The sequence below is a fragment of the Paenibacillus sp. MMS18-CY102 genome (genome assembly GCF_009789195.1).
GTDB lineage: Bacteria > Bacillota > Bacilli > Paenibacillales > Paenibacillaceae > Paenibacillus_T.
On record NZ_WSTC01000029.1, the window covers coordinates 66,163 to 74,470 of the forward strand.

The 8,308-nt window shown below is 52.3% G+C and carries 6 protein-coding genes; 4 read left to right on the forward strand and 2 right to left on the reverse strand.

Annotation, left to right across the window (positions count from 1 at the left end):
- The first annotated feature begins 140 nt into the window (after window positions 1-140).
- Window positions 141-2,465 (forward strand): alpha-xylosidase, encoded by a 2,325-nt coding sequence (gene yicI, locus GON22_RS19725; protein ID WP_160397830.1) that lies wholly within the window; start codon window positions 141-143, stop codon window positions 2,463-2,465.
- A gap of 487 nt (window positions 2,466-2,952) precedes the next feature.
- Here the strand turns inward: yicI and GON22_RS19730 are convergent, their stop codons facing one another.
- Window positions 2,953-4,368: an NAD-dependent malic enzyme gene (locus GON22_RS19730; RefSeq protein ID WP_160397831.1), complete on the reverse strand. Its 1,416-nt coding sequence runs from the start codon at window positions 4,366-4,368 to the stop codon at window positions 2,953-2,955.
- An 82-nt stretch (window positions 4,369-4,450) separates the two neighbouring features.
- Window positions 4,451-5,572, reverse strand: a complete 1,122-nt coding sequence (locus GON22_RS19735; RefSeq protein WP_160397832.1) for an MGDG synthase family glycosyltransferase — start codon at window positions 5,570-5,572, stop codon at window positions 4,451-4,453.
- 207 nt (window positions 5,573-5,779) lie between these two features.
- Here GON22_RS19735 and kapB point away from each other — a divergent pair, with 207 nt between their 5' ends.
- The 3 genes from kapB to GON22_RS19750 all read left to right on the forward strand — a co-directional run.
- The gene (gene kapB, locus GON22_RS19740; protein WP_160397833.1) at window positions 5,780-6,172 is read left to right on the forward strand and encodes a sporulation phosphorelay system protein KapB; all 393 of its coding nucleotides are present in this window, start codon (window positions 5,780-5,782) and stop codon (window positions 6,170-6,172) included.
- Between the two features lie 185 nt (window positions 6,173-6,357).
- Entirely contained in the window at window positions 6,358-6,966 is a 609-nt protein-coding gene (locus GON22_RS19745; protein ID WP_160397834.1) for a TetR/AcrR family transcriptional regulator, read from the forward strand.
- Window positions 6,967-7,052: 86 nt separating this feature from the next.
- Window positions 7,053-8,308, forward strand: a 1,256-nt coding sequence (locus GON22_RS19750) for a YhgE/Pip domain-containing protein (protein WP_160397835.1), incomplete at its 3' end; no start/stop codon positions are given.

Genomic DNA, 8,308 nt, shown 5'->3' on the forward strand with positions numbered 1-8,308 from the left:
TAATTAGCATTATTATGATAGTTGATGGTTATTTAAATCAGTATAATACAACTTAACACAATTTAAAAGCACAAGCCAATCATGAAATTCTAAGGATAGAGACATAGAACTTTGGGCAGGCGAAAGGATGGAATAAAACGATGAAATTCCATGACGGAAACTGGCTTATTCGCGAAGGTTACACGGTAAAATCCGCTGTTCAAGCGCATGAGGTAGAACAACGGGGAGAAGAACTCACAGCTTACGTATCACCGATTCCGATTATGAGCCGCGGCAATATGCTTGATACGCTCCAACTGACGGTGAAATTTCATTCCCCGGCGCCGGGCGTTATCGGCGTGAAGCTGGTCCACTATGCAGGCGTGCAGGAGCGAGGGCCGAAATTCGAGCTGACACCGCAATCGAGCGGGCATGTTACGATTACGGAAACGGATAATGAGACTATTCTGGCGAGCGGCACCTTAAGTGCCCATATTCGCAAAGGCGAAGAATGGAGCGTTGCTTTCTATCGCGGCAGCGAGCGCCTGACGGCTAGCGGCCCGCGCTCAATGGCTTACATTACGGAAGGCAAACAGCGCGCTTGGCTTCGCGATGAGTTGGACTTGGGCGTAGGCGAGTTCATCTACGGGCTTGGCGAGCGCTTTACTGCATTTGTCAAAAACGGCCAAACAGTCGACATCTGGAATCAAGACGGCGGCACAAGCTCGGAGCAAACCTATAAGAACATCCCATTCTACGTGTCGAATAAAGGCTACGGCGTATTCGTTAATCAGCCAGAGCTCGTTTCCTTCGAGGTAGGCTCGGAGAAAGTGAAAAAAGTCCAGTTCAGCGTAGAAGGCGAATCGCTCGAGTACTTCATCATTGATGGCCCATCGATTAAGGATGTATTGGGCAAATATACCGGCCTGACCGGCAAACCGGCATTGCCGCCGGCATGGTCTTTCGGCTTGTGGCTGACAACGTCGTTCACGACGAACTATGATGAAGCGACGGTTAACTCGTTCGTAGACGGCATGGCAGAACGCGACTTGCCGCTGCATGTTTTCCACTTTGACTGCTTCTGGATGAAGGAATACCACTGGACGGACTTCAAATGGGATGACCGCACCTTCCCGGATCCAGTTGGCATGTTGAAGCGCCTGAAGGACAAAGGGCTCAAAATTTGTGTATGGATCAACCCATACATTGCGCAGCGCTCCCGTCTCTTCGAGGAAGGCAAGCAAAATGGCTATCTCGTGAAAAAAGCGAACGGCGACGTTTGGCAGTGGGATCTATGGCAGCCGGGCATGGCGCTCGTTGACTTCACAAACCCAGCCGCTTGTGAATGGTTCGCAGGCTACCTGCGTGATCTTGTCGATATGGGTGTCGACAGCTTTAAGACCGACTTTGGCGAGCGTATTCCGACTGATGTTGTATACTATGATGGTTCCGATCCGTTCAAAATGCATAACTTCTACACCCAGCTCTACAACAAAGTTGTATTCAACGTGCTGGAAGAGAAGCTTGGCAAAGGCGAAGCGGCGTTGTTCGCACGTTCCGCTACGGTTGGCGGACAGAAATTCCCTGTTCACTGGGGCGGCGACTGCTACGCCGACTACGAGTCGATGGCAGAGAGCCTGCGTGGCGGCCTGTCGCTTGGCTTGTCTGGCTTCGGCTTCTGGAGCCATGACATCGGCGGATTCGAAAATACGGCGCCAACGCATGTGTTCAAACGCTGGCTTGCTTTCGGCTTGCTTTCTAGCCACAGCCGCTTGCATGGCAGCAAATCGTACCGGGTGCCTTGGGCGTACGATCAAGAGGCTGTCGACGTTACACGGTTCTTCACGAAGCTGAAATCTCGGCTCATGCCGTACTTGTTCGACACTGCTGCGCAAGCGCCAGAACGGGGATTGCCATCCATGCGTGCGATGATTTTGGAGTTCCAAGATGATCCGACATCGGAGTTCCTTGATCGCCAATACATGTTCGGAGAAAACCTGCTCGTAGCGCCGGTATTCACTGAGAGTGGTGAAGTTCAGTACTACTTGCCGCAGGGCGGGACGTGGACACATGTACTGACGGGCGAGCCCAAGCAGCCGGGCTGGCACAAAGAAAGCTATGGCTTCGACAGCTTGCCGCTGTTCGCCCGCCCGAACTCTATCGTAGCCTTCGGCGCCAACGATCTGCGTCCTGACTATGACTATGTCAACGGTGTCGATTTCAACGTGTATGCGTTGGAGGATGGCCGCAGCGCGGCAGCGACCGTACGCGATGTTAAAGGTACGGTCGAAGCAACCGTTGTGATTGCTCGTGAAGGCCAAACCATCAACGTTTCCCTTCAAGGGAGCGGCAAAGCCTTCAGCGTAACGCTCAACAGCATCGGTGAAATCGCTTCGGTCAGCGGCGCCTCGGCGTCGGTGGAGGGCAGCACAATCATCGTCCCTGCTGGCGAGAGCAATGTAGCCTTTACGATTAAGTTAAAATAATCACTTAGCAACACAGCGTCCATCAGCCAACTTCCGCCTCCGCGCGCCAACATTCGCCAGAATGATTGGCGTGTGGAGGCTTTTTTATGCATAAAACCAGGTGGTTCTAACGCAAGAATGATCCAGCCCTGAGTGAAATGCCTATATCACGGATTAGGCGAGAGGAGCTTTCGTTGCTGGGAAGAGCGAGAAGTACTAACGCACGCAAGAAACTGTATAAGAGCAGCGATATAGGCATTTCACTCAGGAAAAAGGCAATGCAGGATAGGAGCGTTTAAGAGTATGATCAATCAAAATAGGCAGACATGGGACACTGGGGAGTAGAAACGGGATATAGGCATTTCACTCAGGGGAGGGAAGTTTGCGAGATAGGTGGTGTGTGGAAGTGTGCAAATATGCAAATATGTCAATTGCCCATATCACAAGCTTAAACGGCAGTGTTATGGGCAATTTTGAGGAGATAAAGCTTTACTAGCTCTACGCGTACTTACTCGCGGGGCTGGCGGCGGGCTACGCCAGAGAGTTGGGCAGCCTCGATGACACGGCGGCGCACTTCTTCGACGATGCGGCTGTTGAAGACGCTTGGGATGATGTACATGCGGCTCAGTTCGTCAGCGCCGATGACGGAAGCGATTGCTTCGGCAGCGGCTAGCTTCATCGGTTCATTGATGGTCGTAGCGCGGCAGTCAAGCGCGCCGCGGAAGATGCCTGGGAAGCAGAGCACGTTGTTAATTTGATTGGGATAGTCCGAGCGGCCGGTAGCGAATACGCCGACGATATCTTCAATCAGCTCAGGGCGAATTTCGGGCTCAGGGTTCGCCATGGCGAACACGATCGGATCAGGTGCCATAGACGAGACATGAGCGCGTGTCAGGATGCCCCCTGCAGATACGCCAATAAATACATCTGCACCTGCCAAAGCCTCCGATAAGCCTCCTGATAGCCGCTTAGGATTGGTATGCTCCGCATACCATTGCCACATCGGATTGGCGTAGGATTTGTCTACCGTCAGGATGCCGACACGGTCAACGCCGACAATGTCGCGAGCGCCTCCTGCGAGGAGCATCTTGGTACAAGCTGTGCCGGCTGCACCGATGCCGCACACGACGATGCGTGCGTTGGCAAGCGTGCGTCCAGTAAGCTTAAGGGCATTTAGAAGCCCGGCATATAGGACGACTGCAGTGCCGTGCTGGTCATCGTGAAAGACAGGGATGTCCAGCTCATCGCGAAGCCGCTGCTCGATCTCAAAGCATCGCGGAGCCGAGATGTCCTCAAGATTGATGCCGCCAAAGCCAGGGGCAATTCCTTTCACCGCAGCAATAATAGCTTCTGTATCTTGCGTGTCCAAGCAGATGGGGAAAGCATCGACATCCGCAAATTGCTTGAATAGCATCGCTTTGCCTTCCATTACAGGCATTGCGGCGTACGGACCGATGTTGCCAAGCCCGAGCACCGCGCTGCCGTCGGATACGACAGCTACAGTGTTGCGCTTGATCGTCAGCGTAAAAGCTTTGGAGGGGTCCTCATGAATGGCGGTGCATACGCGTGCGACCTCTGGCGTGTAAACGCGCGACAGGTCGTCGCGGTTTTGAATGGGCGTCTTTGGCTGGATTGTAATTTTGCCGCCCAGATGGAGCAGGAATGTTCGGTCGGATACATTGACAAGCTTCACGCCTGGTACGGCGGATAGCGATTGCGAAATGCGCTCTGTGCTGGCCGAATCACCGATTTTGACCGTTAAGTCTCGAACCGTACGGTCCCGCCCAGTCTGGATCACGTCGATTGCGATCATATCTCCGCCAGCTGCTTCGATTGCAGCAGCCGCAGCGCCAAAGCCGACGCTTCGAGCGTCCAGCTCGACGCGCAGAATAATTGTTTTGCCGTCTAAACCTTTCCCTTGCATACACCGATCCCTCCTGCTCTATGGGCTAACTATACCCGGGTTGACTGTCGAATATTCATGGCTGGCGAGAAATGAAACGCCGTCACTGCATATAGCGCAGGACGGCGTCTGTACATTCTTTGGGGTTATATTGTTCATTGCGCTTATTCAGAAGCGCTTGGCGGAATTCCATGAAGGATGGCTTGTCAAGCAGCCGCTTGAACCATTTGGTGATCGTATCTTGCGTATGCAACTTTTCGCCGAAGCCATTTTGAACAAAATATTCGCAGTTTTCTTCTTCTTGGCCTGGAATCGGCTTGTAGAACAGCATAGGCAAGCCTTTGCTCAGCCCTTCTGTGCAGGTCATGCCGCCGGGCTTCGTAACGAGCAAATCTGCAACGTCCATCAGCTTGCTGACTTCGCGTGTAAATCCAAGAATATGAATATTCGGATGGTTAAATTGCGGATGTTGCAGCATTTTCTCACGCATTTTCTCGTTGCTGCCCACACAAATAATAAGTTGAACTTTCTCGCGCCACTCTGTCATGTACTCCAGAAGATCGTCATCGTCGTCCATAAGGCCCCAGCCGCCGCCCATAACAAGCACGGTAGGCATGTCCCGAAGCCCAAAATGCTTAAGCACTTCGCTGCGTTCGCTTGTCTGCCAGAAGCTAGGATGTACTGGAATGCCAGTAACCTCTATACGGTTCTCATGAACGCCGCGTTCGATCAGCTTGCGCTTCACGATAGGGGTAGAAACTAAGTAATGATTCACTTCTTGGCTAATCCAAGTGCCATGTGCGTCATAATCGGTAATAACCGTACATAATTGCACGTCTTCTTGCCCAAGCCGCTTCAGTCTAGAAACGACTGCATTCGGAACGGGGTGGGTGCAGACAATCAAATCGGGCTTCAACTGGTCAATCACTTGCGAGGTATGGGTATAAAACACGCGGTGCAGCGCAAGCTGGGTGAAACGGTTGAGCGATTTATTGTAATTGCTTCTATACATCATGCCGACAAGCTTCGGTTGTTTGCTAACGGTCTTCCGGTAAGCGGACACTATTAAAGGACCTACGACAGGGTTAAGAAACTTCCCTAGCTCGATGACGCGGGTCTGAATGCCGGGTGACGAGAGCCGTATGCCAACCGCGAGAGCGTAGGCGGCTTGTGTATGTCCGGAGCCGAATCCTTCGGAGAGCAGCAGTACTCTTTTCTTACGCATGGACTCACCTACTTTTCTAACCGCATCATTAATAAAACCGCACATTATGCGGCAATTATCTTATTACCATATTACGATGGTTCTGCCTGTAAACACAAGATGACAATTGGCAGTTGCCAATGTGTAGGGCAATAAATTAAGCTAAATTTTAGGTTATTAGCGGTATTCTGCATAATCGGTATATAGACGAAGAGGAGTTGTAAAAAGATGCGATATTCGATTGAACAGCAGCCTGAGGTTGATAGCATCGTTCAAATGACGTATAAAACGGGCGTTTACGCTGGCAAAGTAATAGAGATTGGCGGGCCAAGAGCTGTGGTGCAGGTATTAGCTGTGCTAAAACATCCCCAACAAGGCAACTTGCATTATCCGTACGATCCGGATGTGCCGATGTTTCACGAGCGGCGTGCGCTTAGCCATAATGAGAAGGCGTTGACGGCTTATCAAGACCTTGAGCCTTATCGTGGCGAGGTTCCGCCCTATCTGGAGTCATTAGTACATGCTTTAGAGTCGGAAGCGGCTGATCTGGACCGATTGAAACGTTGGGCGGAGCGGGGCCTGGAAACGCTGGAGATTGTGAAGAAGGATTATCGTTTGTAAACGGATATAGTCGGGGAAGGGATGGTGATTGCGTTGCCATCCTTTTCATCGAAAAAAAAGCAAATGTGCCACTTGAGAGAAGTGGCTAGACGTGGTAAACTACTTTTTGACTGTATGACCGAATGACCAGAATGGTGTTTTGGTCAGTTGTTCGATAAGACGGTTCAGAAGGAGTGGTAGTACACATGCAGGAACGGAAACCGTTAGACCGAAAACGGCTCATTGTAGAAGCGGCAGAAAAGTCGTTTACGATGTTTGGATATAAAGCGACAACGATGGATCTCGTATCGAAGCTTGCTGGCGTTGGCAAAGGGACGATTTATACTTTTTTTGCTACCAAGGAAGAATTGTTCGGCGAGATTATCCGCCAGCTTACTGCAGAGATGAAGGCGGCGGTCGTGGTGCGAATAGACGCTTCACGCTCGTTTTTCGAAAATCTGACGGATGCTTTGCATGGGGTGCTTCAATTCCGGGAAACACATGAGCTGTTCATTAAATTGGCGCAGGAGTTTAGGGAACTTGGCACGCCAACCGTGCAAGAAGGGCTGTCCTTGATGGAGGATGCCATTATTTTATTCATCGAGCGTGAAATTGAGCTGGCACAGCAAAAAGGCGAGCTGCGCGAGATGGATCCTTCATTGACGGCATTCCTCATGATTCGAATGTATTTGGCTTTAGCTGCAGAGTGGAGCAAAAGGCATGATCCGTTAACGAAGGAAGAAGTAGCGGAGCAGTTCACATCGTTGTTTCGGCACGGCATCTGTGCAAGGCGAGGGGAAGAGCAGGGCGTATAAGCAGAACGCTCTCTTTTTTTAAAAGAAATTGACCAAATGAACAATTCAGTCAGTTGTTGAACTTGAGTTAAGTTGAGGAGGAGATTATGATGCAGGGGATTCGGTTGTTCGGGCAGGAGCTGCTCGATATCGTAAGAAATAAGAAAGTGTTGATTTCGGTTATCGGCATTTTATTTATTCCAATTATGTATAGCGGCATGCTGGTAGGGGCGTTCTGGGATCCGTACGGGAAAACAAGCAATCTTCCGATTGCTGTCGTGAATGAGGATCAGGGTGCTGTTCTGGACGGGAAGCAGTTGGCTATCGGCAATGATCTCATTAAGAAGCTAGAAGATAATGATAAGTTTAAGTGGGCTTTCGTCAATAAGGTGCAAGCGGAGCAAGGCCTGAAAGACGGGAACTATTATATGGCGCTTGAAATCCCTTCGGATTTCTCCAAACAGGCAACTACGCTGCTCGATGCGAATCCGAAGCCATCACAGCTGGTTTATGTTACGAATGAAAGCTTGAGCTTCGCCGCGGCGAAAATAGGCGTAACGGCAGTGCAAGAGCTGAAATCCACCGTATCCAAGGAAGTAACCAAATCGTATGCGGAGACGGTGTTTGAGCAGTTTGGCAAAGCGGCGGATGGATTCGCAGATGCAAGCGAAGGGGCATCGAAGCTTCATGACGGCGCATCCAAAGCGAAGGACGGAGTTGCGACGCTGCAGCAGAACTTAGCGAAATTAGCGGATGGCACGCTCGGGCTTGAGAGCGGCGTGAGCAAGCTGAGCGACGGCACAGCGAAGGTATCCGCTGGAGCGTCGGCATTATCGAAGAGCGCGTCCTCACTGTCGGACGGCTTGTCGAAGCTGGGTGCGGCGTCCGGCCAATTGAAGGACGGCGCTACGAAGGTGAAGGAAGCCGGCGCACAGCTGGCTGCCGGAACCGCATCGGCGAAGGCGGCGGAAGCGAAGCTCGCCGCCGGCGCCGCACAGCTGGCGGCGGGCCTCGACGGCTATGCCGCCGCCGCAAGCCCGGATGCAGCGCAGGATGAGGCGCTGCAGAAGCTGATCGCCGCGGCCAAGGCACTGGCCACGGGCGCGGACCAGCTCGCAGCCGGCGGCGACAAGCTGGCTGCCGGCGCGAGCGAGTTGCAGCAGGGGCAATCTGCCCTGCTGCAGGGTTTGGCCGCCTTCGACGCGAAGCTCGAAGGCGCGGCGGACGGCGGCGCGAAGCTGGCCGCCGGAGCGAAGGCGCTGGCGGCCGGCGCGCAGCAGGCCGCCCAGGGCGCTGGATCAGCATTCGCAGAATCTAATGTTTTGAAGACTAGACACGAGACCGCTAAAAATTCCATAGGAAA